The organism is Gordonia desulfuricans NBRC 100010, from assembly GCF_001485495.1.
Classification (GTDB): domain Bacteria; phylum Actinomycetota; class Actinomycetes; order Mycobacteriales; family Mycobacteriaceae; genus Gordonia; species Gordonia desulfuricans.
In genome coordinates this window covers 21044-36909 of the sequence record NZ_BCNF01000058.1, presented here as the reverse complement: position 1 = coordinate 36909, position 15866 = coordinate 21044, and the positions used below count along the sequence as shown (strand labels likewise).

The following is a 15866-nucleotide window of genomic DNA, read 5'->3' as shown; positions in this document are numbered from 1 at the left end:
GTTGCGGACAGACGAGAGGCGGCCGGTGGGGTGATCCCCACCGGCCGCCTCTCCTCTGTCGTCTGGTGACTAGAAGTCCCAGTCCTCGTCTTCGGTGTTGACGGCCTTGCCGATCACATACGAGCTGCCCGAGCCGGAGAAGAAGTCGTGGTTCTCGTCGGCGTTGGGCGAGAGTGCCGACAGGATCGCCGGGTTCACGTCGGTCTCGTCCTTCGGGAACATCGCCTCGTATCCGAGGTTCATCAGCGCCTTGTTGGCGTTGTACCGCAGGAACTTCTTGACGTCCTCGGTCAGGCCGACCTCGTCGTAGAGGGCCTCGGTGTAGTCGGACTCGTTGTCGTAGAGCTCGAAGAGCAACTCGAAGGTGTAGTCCTTGAGTTCCTGCCGGCGCTCGGGCGACTGGGTCTCGAGTGCACGCTGGTACTTGTACCCGATGTAGTAGCCGTGCACCGCCTCGTCACGGATGATCAGGCGGATCAGGTCGGCGGTGTTGGTGAGCTTGGCGCGGCTCGACCAGTACATCGGCAGGTAGAAGCCCGAGTAGAACAGGAACGATTCGAGGAGCGTCGAGGCCACCTTGCGCTTGAGCGGGTCGTCGCCACGGTAGTAGTCCATGACGATGCGCGCCTTGCGCTGGAGGTTCTCGTTCTCCTCCGACCAGCGGAACGCCTCGTCGATCTCCTTGGTGGAGCACAGGGTGGAGAAGATCGAGCTGTAGCTCTTGGCGTGCACCGACTCCATGAACGCGATGTTGGTGAGCACCGCCTCCTCGTGCGGGGTGACCGCATCGGGGATCAGCGACACCGCACCGACGGTGCCCTGGATGGTGTCGAGCAGTGTCAGGCCGGTGAAGACCCGCATGGTGAGCTGCTTCTCGTACTCGGTCAGAGTGCCCCACGACGGGATGTCGTTGGACACCGGCACCTTCTCCGGCAGCCAGAAGTTCCCGGTCAGGCGATCCCAGACCTCGGCGTCCTTCTCGTCGGGGACGCGGTTCCAGTTGATCGCCGAGACCCGGCTCACCAGCTTGATCGGCGCACCGTCGGCCGGCGAATGCGTGCCCTGCGTAGAGGTCATTTGTGGTCCCTTGGTATCGATAGCCAACCATCACAACCCTAGCGGTTGACGACCTCATCAGACACTCAATCAGCCACGAAGTCCAACGGGTCGACAACGTCGGGAGTCACTCCGAGACTAGATCCCCACGCCTGGTTTTCAAAACTCGAATCGACGTGTTCCACGTAACTCGACTTAGATCAAAAATGTTGGAGCACAACGCATTATGGCGAAGAAGCCATCAGCTCCTTCGCCATAATGCCGACGCGGCTTACACCCGCTGGGTCACAGTGCCGCCAGGGTTGCGCATTGCCGCGTCACCAGTGACAAACCGACCGGACGCCGCCGAACGGTGGACCGGGTTTGCGTTCGCGGTTCCGGCACCAACTCTCTCGGTGGTGGTCTTCCCCGGCCACCGAGCAGCGACCGCCTTACTCACAAACCTGCCCGTGGCAGCACTGCGGTTAACTGTCTTCGACATCGATCCTCCGTCGAAGCTGCGTCCCGGCAGGAGCCTCACCATCTGGCGAGTGACAACTCGTATAGTATGCAGACGCCCGCCGAGGACGTTCCGCACTTCAGTGCCGGGACTAGAGGGGTCGGGTCTTTACCAACCCGGCCCCTCACGCTTTACAACATGCAGGACACGCAGCCCTCGACCTCGGTGCCCTCGAGCGCCATCTGCCGCAGGCGGATGTAGTAGAGCGTCTTGATGCCCTTGCGCCATGCGTAGATCTGCGCCTTGTTGACGTCGCGGGTGGTGGCGGTGTCCTTGAAGAACAGCGTCAGACTCAGTCCCTGATCGACGTGCTGGGTGGCCGCGGCATAGGTGTCGATGACCTTCTCGTACCCGATCTCGTACGCGTCCTGGTAGTAGTCCAGGTTGTCGTTGGTCATGTACGGCGCCGGGTAGTAGACGCGACCGATCTTGCCTTCCTTGCGGATCTCGATCTTCGCCGCGACCGGGTGGATCGAGCTCGTCGAGTGGTTGATGTAGCTGATCGAGCCGGTCGGCGGTACGGCCTGCAGGTTCTGGTTGTAGATGCCGTCACGCTGCACGTCGGCCTTCAGCGCACGCCAGTCGTCCTGGGTCGGGATGTGGATCCCGGCCTGCGTGAACAGCTCTCGCACCCGCTCGGTGGCCGGCGCCCACTCCTGATCGGTGTAGCGGTCGAAGAACTCACCGGAGGCGTACGTCGAGTCGGCGAACCCGGCGAAGGCGGTCCCCCGCTCGCGCGCGATGGTGTTCGATGCGCGCAGGCAGTGGTAGAGCACCGTGTAGAAGTAGATGTTGGTGAAGTCGACGCCCTCGTCGCTGCCGTAGTAGATCCGTTCGCGCGCAAGGTATCCGTGCAGGTTCATCTGACCGAGGCCGATGGCGTGGGACTCGTTGTTGCCCCGCTCGATGGACGGCACCGAGGTGATGTCGGTCTGGTCGCTCACCGCGGTCAGGCCGCGGATGGCGGTCTCGATGGTCTGGCCCATGTCGGGCGAGTCCATCGTCTTGGCGATGTTGAGCGATCCCAGGTTGCACGAGATGTCCTTGCCCACATGGGAGTAGGACAGATCGTCGTTGAACTCCGACGCGGTGGAGACCTGCAGGATCTCCGAGCACAGGTTGGAGTGGGTGATCTTCCCGGCGACCGGGTTGGCCCGGTTCACCGTGTCCTCGAACATGATGTACGGGTAGCCCGACTCGAACTGCAGCTCGGCGAGGGTCTGGAAGAACTCGCGGGCCTTGATCTTGGTCTTGCGAATCCGCCTGTCCTCCACCATCTCGTGATACTTCTCGGTCACGTTGATGTCGGCGAACGGCACCCCGTAGACGCGCTCGACGTCGTACGGGGAGAACAGGTACATGTCGTCGTTGGCCTTGGCCAGCGCGAAGGTGATGTCCGGGATCACCACACCTAGGCTCAGCGTCTTGATGCGGATCTTCTCGTCGGCATTCTCCCGCTTGGTGTCGAGGAAGCGGTAGATGTCGGGGTGATGGGCGTGCAGGTACACCGCACCGGCGCCCTGACGCGCACCGAGCTGGTTGGCGTAGGAGAACGAGTCCTCGAGCAGCTTCATGATCGGGATGACACCCGAGCTCTGGTTCTCGATCTTCTTGATCGGGGCACCGTGCTCACGGATGTTGCTGAGCAACAAGGCAACTCCGCCACCGCGCTTGGACAGCTGCAGTGCCGAGTTGATGGACCGGCCGATCGACTCCATGTTGTCCTCGATGCGCAGCAGGAAGCAGCTGACCGGCTCGCCGCGCTGCTTCTTGCCCGAGTTGAGGAAGGTGGGGGTGGCCGGCTGGAACCGGCCCGACATGATCTCGTCGACGAGATTGCGGGCGAGTGCGGTGTCGCCGTCGGCCAGCGTCAGCGCCACCATGCAGACCCGGTCCTCGAAGCGCTCGAGGTACCGCTTGCCGTCGAAGGTCTTCAGCGTGTAGCTGGTGTAGTACTTGAACGCGCCCAGGAAGGTCGGGAACCGGAACTTCTTGGCGTAGGCGTGCCCGAAGAGCAGCTTGACGAACTCCCGGTCGTACTGGGCGAGCACCTCGGGCTCGTAGTAGTTCTCCTCGACGAGGTAGTCGAGCTTCTCGTCGAGGTCGTGGAAGAACACCGTGTTCTGGTTGACGTGCTGCAGGAAGTACTGCCGCGCCGCCTCGCGGTCCTTCTCGAACTGGATGTTGCCGTCCCGGTCGTACAGGTTCAGCATCGCGTTGAGCGCGTGATAGTCGAGATCGCTCGGATCGTGGCCCGCCGGACTCACGTGCACGCCCGACTTGCTGGCCGAGGTGGTCGAATCGGTGGTCACGTCGGAAACGGAGGCGGTGGGCGACACGAAGACTTCTCCTGTGCTCGATGGAACTGAGATGTTTGGCGGGATCAGGGCGTATGTCGTTCGGACGACGTGCGGACGGTTCCGAAGACCGACGTTACGCCGGGTGTCCGACAGATCGGCCGGTGCTCGGTGCCGCGGCATCGCGATCACCGAACCGGACCGAGTCGGGATCGTCGAATGCGGGACTGTCGGCGAACTCGGCGAGACCGTCCCGGACCCGGGTGACGTCGTGTTCGGTACCCATCAACTCGAATCGGTAGAGGTAGGGCACGGCGCACTTGCGGGACACGATGTCACCGGCGAGACAGTATTCCTCGCCGAAGTTGGTGTTCCCCGCCGCGATCACGGCACGGATCAGCCCGCGGTTGTGCCGATTGTTCAGGAACTTGATGACCTGCTTCGGCACAAAGCCTCCACCGACCGCCGCTGACGACTTGCCGCCGCCGTAGGTCGGGCAGATCAGGACATAGGGTTCATCGACCTCGAAGGACCCCTCGCGGTCCACCAGCGGGATGCGGCTCGATCGGAGACCGAGCTTCTGGACGAATCGGTGCGTGTTCTCCGACACCGAGGAGAAGTAGACGACCAGTGGTGCCGTCACCATCTCAATCACCTGCCGAAATCAGCTGTTCTCGCTACGCGTATGCGGGTCGTCGTCCTCGACGTCTGCCGGATCGGTCCCGACTTCCCCTCCGGACCGATCCCTCGCCTCGACGGAGTGCGACGGTCGAGATGTTCAGGCAGCGGCGGTGGCGAGTGCCTTGATGCGATCCGGGCGGAAACCGGACCAGTGGTCGTCACCGGAGACCACGACCGGGGCCTGCAGGTAGCCGAGCGCCATCACGTAGTCGCGGGCGTCGTCGTCCATGCTGATGTCGACGACCTCGTAGGACAGACCGGCCTTGTCGAGGGCCTTGTAGGTGGCATTGCACTGGACGCATGCGGGCTTGGTGTAGACGGTGATGGCCATCGGTAACGCTCCTGTGGTCGCGGGATGATCAACGGTGCCGCACTGGCGGTCTGTACTGGCTTGTCTGGGTGTCGGATATCGGGCCGGGCGAACGTCGTGTTCGAGAGGACGTCGCCGTCTGTTCTCGGGTCGTCGGACGTGCTCGGCGACCGATTTCCCAGCGTGAAGAACGTGATCCAGGTCACCCCCAGACCCTCCTCCACCGACCCGGCGGAGTCTCGCTCCCCCTCGGTCCTGCCGGTGCTCAGAACACTACACCTAGTGGCCGACGTTTGCCCAAACCACTAGAACTTGTGAATCACATTCATGAAACTCGCAGGTCGCGGGGGTGCAGAATCACAAATCCCGGCGTGTCTCGGCGTGTCGTCTCCGACCACACCGGGAAACGCCGGGATGTCAGTTCGTGAGGGTTCGGTCACACCGATGGCGACCGGGTTGTCGTCACACTCCGACGGCCACCTGTGAGGCCAGCACCGACACCGCAGAACGGACGCCGTCGACGACCTCGGCGGGCAGCGCACCGTCGGCGATCTCGGCGGTCCGCAGACCGAAATCGATGTCCTCCACCACGCGGCCGCCGGCGATACCCACCGACTTGCGGGTGTCCTCGCGCGACCAGGTGCCCGCGTACTGCCCCAGGGCCGCACTCACCACGCCGACCGGCTTGTCCTTGATGGCGCCGGTTCCGTACGGCCGCGAAAGCCAGTCGATGGCGTTCTTCAGGACGGCCGGGGTGGATCCGTTGTACTCGGGGGTGAAGATCAGCACGGCGTCGGCGGCACCGACGCGCTCACGCAGTGCGGCGACGGCCTCCGGAGCCCCGTCGGCGCCCCCACCGTCGATGTCCTCGCTGTAGAAGGGGAGCTTCTCCAGACCCTCGACCAGGGTCACCGTCACACCCTCGGGAGCATTGTCTGCGGCGGCCTGCGCGAGGCGGCGGTTGATCGAAGCCTGACGAAGACTGCCCACGAGAGCCACGACGTCCACGGTCGAATCGGTCACGATGTTCCTCCTGTTGTCGATGAACGAACTGATAAAATAAACCGGACCACGGTCCGAATATTTCCACCCCGGCTCAGAGTTAGGTAAGTCACGTGTCCGACGAACAGCGCAATGCCATCCCCCTGCGGATCAGTGGCAACGGTGAGGGCGAACGCGCCGACGCCGCGCGCAACCGTCGGCTCCTGCTCGCCGCCGCCAAGCAGCTCATCGACACCCACGGCGCCGCCGCGGTCACGATGGACGCCGTGGCCGCCGCCGCCGGAGTGGGCAAGGGCACGGTGTTCCGCCGGTTCGGTAGCCGCAGCGGCCTGATGCACGCCCTGCTCGACCACTCCGAGTCGGAGTTGCAGCAGGCCTTTCTCTCCGGCCCCGAGCCCCTCGGCCCCGGCGCACCACCGCTCGAACGCCTCGTCGCCTACGGTCGCGAACGCCTCAAACTCACCGCCGACCACCTCGACATCCTGCTCGAGGCAGGTGCCGACAGCGGCGAGTTCATGACCCACCCGGTCTGGCGCGCCTCCACCGTGCATGTGCAGATCCTGTTGCGGCAGATGGGTTTTGCCGATCAGATCGAAGCCGCGGCGATCGCCGTCCAGGCCCCGATCGGCGCGTCGGCGGTCTCCCACCTGGTCAACGTCGTCGGTCTCGACATCGCCGTCATCGGTGATCAGTGGGAGCGGATGGTCCGTACCCTCGCCGCGGGTGCCGCCGACCGCTGAATGCCACACCGGCGTGGGCCCCTCGGCGCACCACTGTGTGCGCCACCACCGTCCCCGGGCCCACCCTCGCCGCGCACGATGTCCGGATCCGTCCTAGCCTGAGTTGAACTCAGCGGGAAGGAATGTTTACGTGAAGGCTGTCATCGTGGGCGCCGGGATGGGCGGGCTCTCCGCGGCAATCGCACTCAAGCAGATCGGCGTCGACGTCGAGGTCTACGAGCAGGTGACCGAGAACAAGCCGGTCGGTGCCGCGATCTCGGTCTGGTCGAATGGCGTCAAGTGCCTCAACCATCTCGGTCTCGAGAAGGAGGTCGCCGCACTGGGCGGCATCGTCGACACCATGAGTTACGTCGACGCGCACACCGGAGACACCTTGTGTCGCTTCTCGATGCAGCCGCTGATCGACGAGGTGGGCCAACGCCCATACCCGGTGGCCCGCGCCGAACTGCAGCTCATGCTGATGAACGCATACGGCATCGACGACATCCACTTCGGCAAGAAGATGGTGTCGGTGACCGACGGACCCGACCACGCCACAGTCGAATTCGCCGACGGCACCACCGCCACCGCCGACCTGGTGATCGGCGCCGACGGCGCGAAGTCACTCACCCGCGAGTACGTCCTGGGCGGACCGGTCACCCGGCGCTACGCCGGCTACGTCAACTTCAACGGCCTCGTCCCGATCGATCCGGCGATCGGTCCGGCCACCGAATGGACCACCTACGTCGGCGACCACCGCCGGGTGTCGGTGATGCCGGTCGCCGGAGACCGCTTCTACTTCTTCTTCGACGTCCCGATGCCCGAGGGCGAGCCGTTCGAGCGGGGAACCGCCGGTGCGGTCCTCGCCGAGGAGTTCGCCGACTGGGCACCCGGTGTGCAGAAACTGATCGCCGCACTCGACCCGTCCACCACCAACCGCGTCGAGATCCTCGACCTCGACCCGTTCCACACCTGGGTCAAGGGTCGGGTCGCGGTCCTCGGCGACGCCGCCCACAACACCACCCCCGACATCGGCCAGGGCGGATGCTCGGCGATGGAGGACGCGGTCGCGCTGCAGTTCGCCGTCCAGGACCATCCCGACGACGTCCACGCCGCGCTCGCGGCCTACGCGGCCGCCCGCACCGAGCGTGCCGGCGAGCTCGTGCTCCGTGCCCGCAAGCGCTGCGACGTCACCCACGGCAAGGACCCGGAGAAGACCGCCGCCTGGTACGCCGAACTCCAGGGCGAGGACGGAACCAACATCCTCCGCGGGATCGTCGGCAACATCCTGGGCGGCCCGCTCACCTCCTGACCCCGGACGGTTCACGAGCACACCCGGCCAGAACGCACCCACCGACCGCGCCACCCGGCACTCCTCACTCGTCGGGTGGCGCGATCATCTGTCCGTCGGGGTCGGCACCGATGCCGTCATGCGACACCAGCGCCGCGTGCCGGCTCAGGGTGGGCCCGGCCACGAGCAGCGACACCACCGACCACGGCGCGGCATGCGGTGAGTCGCCGAGGCCGAGTACCTGCGCCGTCCCGGTGTCCGGGATTCCGAAACGCACTCCCGAATCACTCAGGTAGAACAGCGATTCCGCACGCGCACTCTCGGCCTCGTCGCCGGTCACCTGCAGATACTCCCCCGATCCCGGCCGGAGATACACCTGGTCGACACCCGGTCCGGCGCCGTCGGCCGCACTGACCCGCACCGGCCGGGCACCCGGCGCCAGCGGCAACCCCGTCCCGACGAGCAGCGCGGTCTCGGCCGGAGGCCGGGCCCCGGAAAGATCTCCGCCTCCGGTCCGCGACCACACCGAGCAGACCGTCGACGACTCACCCGACCCCACCAGATGCGGTGGGTGCGCCGGGAACTCACCGACCGGCAGCGCCTGGGTGCGCGGCACCGACGTGAGGTCCGCCGGCGCCACGGTCACCACGCGTTCGGCGTCGTCGCGTCCGGCCAGCCGCAGCATCTCGGCGGCCACCTCCCCGACTTCTTGCACGCCGTCCGGCAGGACCACGAAGAACGTTGTGGCGTCGTCGATCCCGACGGTGCGGATCACCGACCCCACCCGCACGCCGGGCACCGGGAGCGCCGACGGGGTCCCGACCCGGTCGATCACCGGTACCGCGAGCGGATCGACCTCCGGAAAGGTGTTGAGCAGTCCGCGACTGATCGCCCGGGCGCGGTGATCTTCCAGCCCCAGTGCGCGCATCACCGCGACGTCGTCGGTGTCGACCTCGGCGCGCACCGGCGTCCGGTGTTGTCCGCGCGGCACGGTGTACACCAGAAACGTTGCCGCGCCGTCGGTCACGAGGACGGCGTCGTCGGGACCGGCCTCCGCGATCGGATCGCCGGTCTCCGGTCGCTCGCCGATCACGGTCAACTCCACCGGGGCGGCCGCGGCGTCACCGGCCGACCGGTCGCAGACCGTCCACACCGACTGGCCGGGATGTGCCGAACCGGGCAGCGCGCCCGGTGCGCCCGGGATCCCGAGCAACGGTCCACGCGGATACTTCGCGAGCTTGGCATCGCTCACCGAATTCGGTTGGGCGGCAGTGCCCGTCACCAGCCGCGCCGACGCGAGATTCATCGCCGGATGCAGGGTGCCGTCGAGCAGGACATAGAGCCCGCCGCTGCCCTTGCCCACCAGGATCGTCGAGTCGCCGACCGATCCCTGCGGGCGCACGAGCCCCCAGATCCCGCAACCGGCGAGGACCAGCACGGCCAGCACCGCACCGATCATCAGCCCGCGCGCCTGTCCGCGCATCGGATCGTGCAGCATCCGGACGTCCCGACGGACGAGTGCATGCTCGAGACGCCGCAACAGGAATCGATACCCGTTGACCTGTGCACGCGTCGTCAGCTGACGTGCCACCGCCACCCCCTCCCCATCCGGCGCGATCGGCCGGCACCGAACCCACGCCGGTCACCACATCAGACGCAGCGCAGCCCCCGGCGGTTCCCCCACAGACGAGAATTCCCCACACCCCGCGATCGACGGTGATCAGCGGCAGTGCAGGGGTAGCCTAACCGATACATCGCATCCGCCGGGGGCCGTTGACGTCCCCGGATGCGCTGCCGGCGACGACGATACGGGGGGACCGTGACGATCGGCATCACAGACGAGCGCTCGACCGACGCGCCTGTCACAGACGACACCGACGACGGCCGCACCCGCGGCACCGGTCCCGGCGACCGCCGTGCGGGCGGTCCCAGCCCCACCGGCCGTCTCCGGCCGACCGCACGGCGCCGTGCGGCCACCCCCGGGCTCGCCACCCTCGTCGTGATCGAGGTGCTGCTCGGCGCCGGATTGACCGTCGGGGTGATGCTGAGGTCACCGATCGGGGTGGCCGCACCGCTGATCGCCGCGATCGCGGCACTGACCCTGATCCGGTGGTCCGACCGCGGTTCGCTGCTCGGCCGGCTGGGCCGGCGCGTCGCCTTCACCGCCTCGCGTCTGCACCGACCGCCGGCGACTGTGCCCGCTCCATTCGACATCCCCACCGACACGCGTCCGGTACCGGGCCGTTCACCACGCACCGGTTCGGGCATCGGTCCGGTCATCGGTGCCCGGTGGGCGGGCGACACCCTGATCACGGTTCTGCGGGTGAGTCCCCGGGGCACCGCGCCGGTGTTCCTGACACCGCACGCTGCGGTCACCGAATCGGCACGGGGACAGTCGATTCCACTCGACGTGCTCGCCGGGTGCCTCGACCCGTTCGACATCCCCCTACGGAGCGTCGACGTCGTCTCGGCCGCCCACGCCGTCGGCGGGAACGGCGGACTCGCCCAGACCTACCGGCAGTTGCTCGGGCCACTGCCCGCAACCGCCCATCGCAGCGTGCTGGTGATCCTGCGGCTCGATCCGCGGGACTGCCCGGATGCCGTCGCACGACGCGGTGGCGGCGCGGTCGGTGCGCTGCGCGCGGCCACCATCACCACCACCCGGGTGGCCCGCCGCCTGTCGGCGCACGGGCTGTCGGCGACGCCGCTGACCGCAGGTGAGATCACCACCGCCACACGACGACTCCTCGACGGCACCGAGCCCGGAGATGTCGTCGAGAACTGGGACCGTCTGGCGGTGGGGTCGCGGCAATCGCGGATGTTCGCCGTCGATCCGGCTGCGCTGGAGGCGGTACTCGCCGGGGCCTGGACCTCGACGGTACCGTCGGCCACCGTCGTCACCCGTCTGACCCGGTCCGCCGAGGGCCGGCTCCGGGTGGCCGCACTGGTACGGCTCGATCACCTCGACGGCCCGGCCACGGGCGTCACCGTCCCGTCGATCATCCCGGGGAACCGGCTGCGCCCGTTGCCGGGTCGGCAACTCGACGCGCTCACCGCCGGATTGCCGGTCGCGTCACCGGCCCGTCTCGACCGGCATCTGCCGGGCGTCGACGGCCCCGCCGCCCACCGGCTCCTCCATCGGGTCCGCATGCCCGCGGCGGGCTGCGGGCAACTCGTCGGCGCCGATGCGGCCGGCCGTGCGGTGTCGGTACGACTCAACGGACCCGACGTCGGGACGGTGGTGGTGATCGGGACGGTGGCGTTCGCGATGCAGACCGTCGCCCGCGCGGTGGCCATCGGGGTCCCGGTGGCGATCCGTACCGCCGACCACCGCCGGTGGCGCACCCTGGTCGCATCCGTCGGCGACCCACACCGACTCGCCTTTGCCGAACAGTCGCCGGTCACCCCCGCGCAGCGGGTCGAGGTGTACGACGATCATGCCCCGGTCGGTCCGCCCGCCCCCGGCCCGTCCGCAGGCACGATGATCGTCGCCCCGGACCCGGCCGCGGCCACCCGCCATCCCGCGGCCACGGTGATCCTCGAGCAGGATTCGGTGTCACCCCAACGGATCTCGATCACGAGCCCGAGCGGCCGGGTGGATGTCACGATGGTCACGACCCCGCAGGAATGGGCGTTGGTGGGCGCCCCGGCGGCCGAACCCGCCCAGCGCCGCTGATCGTATGTCGGTCGGCCACCGGTCCACCGCCGCGGTCCGAGCCCGCGGTCCACGGCGTCAGTCGGTGATCGGTACCAGCGCGCGGAAGAAGACCGCACGTGCGGAGTCCGCCCGCACCACGACGTCCGGGTCGGCGTCGGTCAGCCACGCCGCCTGACCGCAGGGCACCCGGATCGGTGCACCGCCGACGGGGCGGATCTCGATGGTGCCGGACAGCACCGCCAGGATCTGCGGCCCGGGCATGTCGAAGGAGATCGACGACGGGCCGGTCATCCCGGTGCCGTCGAGTTCGACACGGGAGAGCCGGAACTCGGGGGCCGGTGTCAGGTAGACGCGTTCGGCACCGACCGTACGGATCCGCGGGACCAGATCGGCGACCGCGACCGGGGTGAAGTCCAGGACCCGCAACAGTTCCGGGACGTCGATGTGTTTCGGGGTCAGGCCACCGCGCAGGACGTTGTCGGAGTTGGCCATGACCTCCACGCCGGTCCCGTTCAGGTAGGCGTGCAGATTGCCTGCCGACAGGTACAGCCCCTCACCCGGGCTCAGCCGGACCCGGTTGAGCAGCAGGGACGCCAGCACCCCCGGGTCGTTCGGATACATCTCACCGAGTTCGAGCAGGGTCCGCATCTCCGCGTCGAAGCCACCGGCCCCCTTCTCCAACGACGACACCGCCGCAGCGAGGACCGGCGGCATCAACCGCGCGATCGTGCCCTCGGGCAGGGTCAGCCAGGTGGTGAACAACGCCCGCAGGCCATTCGCATCGGGTTGACCGGCCAGCATCCCCAGATAGGGATCGAGTTCTGCCACTTGCAGTTCCCGCAGCAACGCGATGGTGTCGGCGGGCTCACGGAACCCGGCGAGGGCGTCGAACTCCGACAACGCGACGATCAACTCGGGTTTGTGCCACGGATCGCGGTAGTTGCGGTGCAGCGCATCGAGGGTCAGGCCGGCGGCGTTCTCCCGCTCGAATCCCTCACGGGCCTGTTCCGACGACGGATGGGCCTGCAACGACAACGGCTCCTCGGCGGCGAGCACCTTGAGCAGGAACGGCAGCCGACCGTCGAACCGGGACGCGGTGGCCGTCCCCAACGCCCGTGCCGGGTCGGCGTCGATCGCCGCCAGCAGATCGGTCGCCGGAGACCCGGACCCGCCGTCGGCGATCCGGGCAGGACCCGCGGCATGGGCACCGAACCACAGTTCGGCCTCCGGATGTGGTGACGGGACGGGTTTCCCCCGCAACGAGGCGATCGCCGTGCGCGACCCCCAAGCATAGGGACGCACGACTCCGTCGAGCACTCTCATTACTGTCCGGCTCCGATCAGACGCAGGTAGACCGCCGCCATCTCGATACGCACCATCAGCACGAGCATCGAGGTGAGGTCGGCGGGAACATCGGTGAGATCCTCGATCCCACCCCAACCCGGCCCGCCACCATCGGGCACAGGGGATGTGGACGACAGGTCGGCGTCGGCGACGACCGTCTCGGCCGTCGAGATCGCCGCGATCCGCCTGCGGGTCTGCCATTCCCGGGCCGGAGTGCTCACCATCAGCACCCGCGGCGGCACCTCGCCGAGCGGACCGTCGAGCTCGGGATCGTGGAAGATCGAGTCCACCGCCGTCGTGGCACCCGACCATCGCCGATGCCATCCGCGGAGCAGGTCGGGCAGGTCGAGGGCGGCGCCGGCCGTGCCGGTGAGCGAGAAGACGACGGCCGCGGCCCGGGCCGCGAGCGCCGACGCGGCCGGGGTGTCGCCCGACCAGAGGACCGCGTTCTCGTCGAGCCGTGCGGCCAGCGACTTGGCCTGGTTGTGGAAGCTGTCGTGGGAGGGATGCCCGGCCATGGCCTCGGTGTCGAGGGCGTCGGCGAGATCACCCAGGTCGGGCGGGTTGCCGGTGAACCGGACCGCGCGCAGTGCGGTGAGCGTCGCCAGCAGGGCCGCGACGAACCCCGCGAACCGGAACCGCGGGTCGACGTCGATCCGCGGCGACAGATCGATCCCGTTGCCACCGAGCGCATCCCGCAGCGGTCCCTCGATCGGTGCGGCCACCACGACCTCGGCACGCCGACGCAGGGCGCGGGCCGCGGCATCGGCCAGGACCATGTCGCCGCCGTCGACACCGGCGACGACCACCACGTCGAGCGGACCGATCCAGCCGGGAAGTCCGGGGGTACAGACGATCGGGACGTCGATCCCGGTGGCGACCGAAGCAGAGACCACCGCCACCGCGGCCGCGGCCGGGCCCGCCGAAGGGCACACGATGACCACGCTGCGGGGCCGGAGGTCGGCCAGGGGTTCGGTGACGCCCTCACGGACCGCCTCGGCCACCGCGCGCACCTGCGCCCCGGCCATCGCCACGGCGTGGAGCAGTCCGTCGGAATCGGCGGCGATCAGCTCCTCGACGTCGTCGAGATCGGGTGCTCCGGTTCGCATGACACCTACAGTAGTCAGCGGCCCCGACGTCCGCCCGGAGACCACGGAGGCAATTCCCGTGGCGTCGGATCCGGTGGCGGCCGAACTCGTGGAGCCCGCCTCACCGAGTTGCTCGGCCAGAGCGGTCAGTCCACCGGGTCGGGCAGCACGCGCAGATGTCCGCGGCGCCCTGGTCGTGGTTTGGTGGCGCCGCGGCGACCGGTCAGGCCCTCACCCGGCGTCGGGGTCACCTCGGGCCGTACCGGCGCGCGATGGCGTCCGGGGGTCATGTCGTCGAAACCGTCGAAGGCTTCCGCGCGGGACCGTTCGGCACCCTGGCGATCCGCGCCGATCCAGTCGGCTCCCATGCGGTCGGCACCCAGTCGGCTGCGCCCACCGGCACCGACCTCGCGCACGGCCTCGGCCAGTGCGGTCAGTTCGTAGTCCTCGGCCGGAGGTGCGGAGAATCCCCGCTCACTCCGCAGCATCTCCCAGCCGCGCGGCACCGTGATGCGACGGGCATGGTCGTCGCACAGGTCCCAGGAATGCGGTTCGGCCGAACTCGCGAGCGGCCCGATCACGGCGGTCGACTCCGCATACACGAAGGTCAGCGTGGCCACCGCGGAACGCGCACAGCCTGGCCTACAGCACTGACGGGGAAGCTTCACGCCATCGAGGTTATCCCCCCGGGTGCCGATCCCCCGAGTCGACACGCGCGCCGGGCTCCCCGGAGCGAGACATCGGGCCGTCCGGCTCCTACACTCACGCCATGCGCATCGATGGGCTCCGACGATCCCGGAGCGGCGGTTCCGGACGTCCGACGGGCGGCACCGGCACACCCGGCCGTCAGGGTGGGCGCCGGCGTGACCGCCGGGGACGCGGTCTGCGCGCCCCGCTGCTGCCGCCGCAGGTGCCGGCCTGGCGCAGCCGCTCCGACGAGTTCGACGCGGTGGTCCTCGATGCATTCGGCGAGATCGACGTCCGGTGGCATGACGAGCTCGCCGGGCTCGACATCGCGGTGGACGAGATCCCACGGATGCTGCCGCGTGATCCCGACACGATCCAGTGGCCCGACGAGGTGACCGCCGACGGTGCCGTTCCGCTGGCCCGGCTGATCCCGGCGGGCGTGGACGTCCACGGACAGCCGACCCGCGCACGGGTGGTGCTGTTCCGGCGGCCGCTGGAGAGCCGGGCCCGCCGCGACATCGAGCTGGTGGAACTCATCCACGAGGTGCTGGTGCAACAGGTCGCCACCTATCTCGGCGTGGACGAGGACACCATCGACCGCGGACTCGACTGACCTGTCCCCGCCCATCCCGGACCGCCGACGGCGACAGCGCAGCACCCGGTGACATCGCACGCGACCGGTGACAGCGAATGCACGAAGCCGCGGGAACGCAAGAAGCCGCGGGTCGGTGTGTACCGATCCCCGCGGCGTCGGCGAGAAGAATTCCTCTGATCGAAACGTTCAGGCGCGGCGCTAGCCGACGTTCGACAAAGCCGATTGGCTCGAAAAACCGTTGTGGATCAAATGATCCCGCGCTTGAGGCGACGGCGTTCCCGCTCGGAGAGCCCGCCCCAGATACCGAACCGCTCGTCATTGGCCAGCGCGTACTCGAGGCACTCGGCCTTGACCTCGCACCCGGAACAGATGCGCTTGGCCTCGCGGGTCGAGCCACCCTTCTCCGGGAAGAATGCCTCGGGATCGGTCTGCGCACAGAGCGCACGGTCCTGCCACTGCTCCTCGACGGTGTCGAAGAGCTCCTCGAACTCGTTGGAGACCAACGACAGATGCCGCCGTCGGTCCTCGTCCGCATCCGCCTGCGTCGCCTCCGGCGCCGGGATCAGGGCCGACTCGTCCACCGGACCCATGGTCCGATAGAAATCGTCGGACGTGAAGTCGGAATGACCTTGTGATTCA

Annotated in this window: 14 protein-coding genes; 4 read left to right on the top strand and 10 right to left on the bottom strand. The window is 68.1% G+C overall.

The genetic code is table 11. From position 1 onward, the window contains the following. Positions 1 to 69: 69 nt before the first annotated feature. The 5 genes from nrdF to GD1_RS10380 all read right to left on the bottom strand — a co-directional run bounded on the left by nrdF (position 70) and on the right by GD1_RS10380 (position 5866). Positions 70 to 1077: a class 1b ribonucleoside-diphosphate reductase subunit beta gene (gene nrdF, locus GD1_RS10400; RefSeq protein WP_059036946.1), complete on the bottom strand. Its 1008-nt coding sequence runs from the start codon at positions 1075 to 1077 to the stop codon at positions 70 to 72. A 609-nt stretch (positions 1078 to 1686) separates the two neighbouring features. Further along, complete coding sequence (gene nrdE / locus GD1_RS10395; RefSeq protein ID WP_059036945.1) at positions 1687 to 3894, bottom strand: class 1b ribonucleoside-diphosphate reductase subunit alpha; 2208 nt, start codon at positions 3892 to 3894, stop codon at positions 1687 to 1689. Between the two features lie 94 nt (positions 3895 to 3988). Beyond that, a complete protein-coding gene (gene nrdI, locus GD1_RS10390; protein WP_059036944.1) occupies positions 3989 to 4498 on the bottom strand; it encodes a class Ib ribonucleoside-diphosphate reductase assembly flavoprotein NrdI in 510 nt (169 codons plus the stop codon). Between the two features lie 132 nt (positions 4499 to 4630). Next, complete coding sequence (gene nrdH / locus GD1_RS10385; protein WP_020791814.1) at positions 4631 to 4864, bottom strand: glutaredoxin-like protein NrdH; 234 nt, start codon at positions 4862 to 4864, stop codon at positions 4631 to 4633. Between the two features lie 441 nt (positions 4865 to 5305). Further along, entirely contained in the window at positions 5306 to 5866 is a 561-nt protein-coding gene (locus tag GD1_RS10380; protein ID WP_059036943.1) for an NADPH-dependent FMN reductase, read from the bottom strand. 92 nt (positions 5867 to 5958) lie between these two features. On the opposite strand from GD1_RS10380, the gene GD1_RS10375 reads away from it, so the two are divergent. Together GD1_RS10375 and hpxO are read left to right on the top strand one after the other, a co-directional pair. Beyond that, on the top strand, positions 5959 to 6585 hold the full coding sequence (locus tag GD1_RS10375) for a TetR/AcrR family transcriptional regulator (protein ID WP_053778657.1): 627 nt from the start codon (positions 5959 to 5961) through the stop codon (positions 6583 to 6585). 130 nt (positions 6586 to 6715) lie between these two features. After that, positions 6716 to 7876, top strand: a complete 1161-nt coding sequence (gene hpxO, locus GD1_RS10370; protein ID WP_053778658.1) for an FAD-dependent urate hydroxylase HpxO — start codon at positions 6716 to 6718, stop codon at positions 7874 to 7876. Positions 7877 to 7940: 64 nt separating this feature from the next. Here the strand turns inward: hpxO and eccB are convergent, their stop codons facing one another. Further along, entirely contained in the window at positions 7941 to 9446 is a 1506-nt protein-coding gene (gene eccB, locus GD1_RS10365; protein WP_053778675.1) for a type VII secretion protein EccB, read from the bottom strand. 228 nt (positions 9447 to 9674) lie between these two features. Between eccB and eccE the strand changes: the two genes are divergently transcribed. Beyond that, on the top strand, positions 9675 to 11531 hold the full coding sequence (eccE, locus tag GD1_RS10360; protein ID WP_059036942.1) for a type VII secretion protein EccE: 1857 nt from the start codon (positions 9675 to 9677) through the stop codon (positions 11529 to 11531). Positions 11532 to 11588: 57 nt separating this feature from the next. Here the strand turns inward: eccE and manA are convergent, their stop codons facing one another. The 3 genes from manA to GD1_RS10345 form a co-directional block, all read right to left on the bottom strand. Next, positions 11589 to 12836, bottom strand: a complete 1248-nt coding sequence (manA, locus tag GD1_RS10355; RefSeq protein WP_059036941.1) for a mannose-6-phosphate isomerase, class I — start codon at positions 12834 to 12836, stop codon at positions 11589 to 11591. After that, entirely contained in the window at positions 12836 to 13966 is a 1131-nt protein-coding gene (locus tag GD1_RS10350; RefSeq protein ID WP_059036940.1) for a hypothetical protein, read from the bottom strand. Before GD1_RS10350 ends, manA begins: the two co-directional genes overlap by 1 nt. Positions 13967 to 14091: 125 nt before the next feature. Further along, on the bottom strand, positions 14092 to 14613 hold the full coding sequence (locus tag GD1_RS10345; RefSeq protein WP_083534055.1) for a DUF3499 domain-containing protein: 522 nt from the start codon (positions 14611 to 14613) through the stop codon (positions 14092 to 14094). 101 nt (positions 14614 to 14714) lie between these two features. Between GD1_RS10345 and GD1_RS10340 the strand changes: the two genes are divergently transcribed. Further along, positions 14715 to 15245, top strand: coding sequence for a metallopeptidase family protein (locus tag GD1_RS10340; protein ID WP_082366115.1), 531 nt, complete (start codon positions 14715 to 14717; stop codon positions 15243 to 15245). 227 nt (positions 15246 to 15472) lie between these two features. Here GD1_RS10340 and GD1_RS25010 read toward each other — a convergent pair whose 3' ends face one another. Further along, entirely contained in the window at positions 15473 to 15736 is a 264-nt protein-coding gene (locus GD1_RS25010; RefSeq protein ID WP_169798189.1) for a WhiB family transcriptional regulator, read from the bottom strand. Positions 15737 to 15866: the final 130 nt, after the last annotated feature.

Excerpts from the sequence above, each read along its gene's own strand:
- nrdF (WP_059036946.1), bottom strand. The coding sequence starts at position 1,077 with ATGACCTCTACGCAGGGCACGCATTCGCCGGCCGACGGTGCGCCGATC.
- nrdI (WP_059036944.1), bottom strand. The coding sequence starts at position 4,498 with ATGGTGACGGCACCACTGGTCGTCTACTTCTCCTCGGTGTCGGAGAAC.
- nrdH (WP_020791814.1), bottom strand. The coding sequence starts at position 4,864 with ATGGCCATCACCGTCTACACCAAGCCCGCATGCGTCCAGTGCAATGCC.
- manA (WP_059036941.1), bottom strand. The coding sequence starts at position 12,836 with ATGAGAGTGCTCGACGGAGTCGTGCGTCCCTATGCTTGGGGGTCGCGC.
- GD1_RS10350 (WP_059036940.1), bottom strand. The coding sequence starts at position 13,966 with ATGCGAACCGGAGCACCCGATCTCGACGACGTCGAGGAGCTGATCGCC.
- GD1_RS10340 (WP_082366115.1), top strand. The coding sequence starts at position 14,715 with ATGCGCATCGATGGGCTCCGACGATCCCGGAGCGGCGGTTCCGGACGT.